This window comes from Streptomyces sp. NPDC002130 (assembly GCF_040296465.1).
Lineage (GTDB): Bacteria > Actinomycetota > Actinomycetes > Streptomycetales > Streptomycetaceae > Streptomyces.
On sequence record NZ_JBEOXI010001160.1, the window covers coordinates 1 to 1108 of the forward strand.

The 1108-nt window shown below is 60.3% G+C and carries 2 protein-coding genes; both read right to left on the minus strand.

Annotation, left to right across the window (positions count from 1 at the left end; genetic code table 11):
* Positions 1 to 284: hypothetical protein (locus ABT116_RS49265; RefSeq protein WP_351648152.1), on the minus strand; the 284-nt coding region annotated here is incomplete at its 3' end.
* A gap of 12 nt (positions 285 to 296) precedes the next feature.
* Positions 297 to 1108, minus strand: an 812-nt coding sequence (locus ABT116_RS49270; RefSeq protein ID WP_351648154.1) for an ABC transporter substrate-binding protein, incomplete at its 5' end; no start/stop codon positions are given.

A 1108-nucleotide genomic window follows, 5' to 3' on the forward strand; every position in this document is an offset into this window, starting at 1 on the left:
AGGACTTGCAACCACAGCCCTCGCGGGTCCATGAGGAACATTGCCGCCGGTTGATGCACCGAAACAACAAGGATGTAAACACTTCCGGCCAAAACGGTTGCCAGTGGCACGGCAAGGCTTCCACCCGAGACAAACCGTATTCCCGGATAGCTGATGACGATCAGGGCGAGCGCAAATACGGCGCCTACAGTGCCGAGAAGCACTATATGCTGGGACCACCACCCCTTCGAGGTGTATTCGTCCACCTTGCTGCGAGGGTGCAATCCCCTGTGTGTCTTGTTCATTCGCGTCTCGTTTCAGTTCTCGTAACGGCCGGAAATGTCGATCACGTCGCCCTGCTTCTCGAACGCCTGGGTGGCGGCGTTCCACTCGAACGGCTGGAATGCCAGGATTCCCAATGCATGATCGGCGGTCATCGTGAACTTGATTCCGTCGATGAACATCGGCGGGTGGTAGTCCTGCGTTCGCGCGGCACTCATGATCGTGGCGCGTGAGAGTCCGTCGGACGACTGAGAGGCCCGAGTGAAGTTGTCCACCAACAGGTCACCGATGGCCCAGCCGTTCACGGTGTAACTGTTGGTCGGGGAATCGGCACCGTGAGCAGCTGCACCGGACAGGTAGTCACGCACCGCCACGTCGTCCTTGTAGAGAGCGTTGTTGGGATCCTTGAGCCACACCATCACCTGCTGCCCGTCGGCAGCATCACCGGCGGGTGCGTACAGGGTCGCACCGTCGACGCAGTTCGACGGCTGAATCACGGTGTCGGGCTTCCATCCGACACGTCCGATCGCCTGAGTGATCGCGAGGCAGTCGGTGGTGACACCGGCAACCACCAAAACCTCGGCGCCGCTGGCCTTGAGAGTCGACGCCGCCGTCTTGGGGTCGGTCAAGGCTTCCTCGGCCGCAATCTCGAAGTTGGTTCCTTCGATCGCGGATTTGAAGCCGTTGGCGATCCCCTGTCCGGACTCCGTCTGGTTCGTGGCCAGTGCAACCTTGGCGCCGTTCGGATACTTCTTCTTCAAGCTTTCGACCACGACCTCCATCTCGACGCCCGGATCCGGTAGATACTCCGTGGTCCACGGAAAGTCTTCGATGACCCGGAACTCGG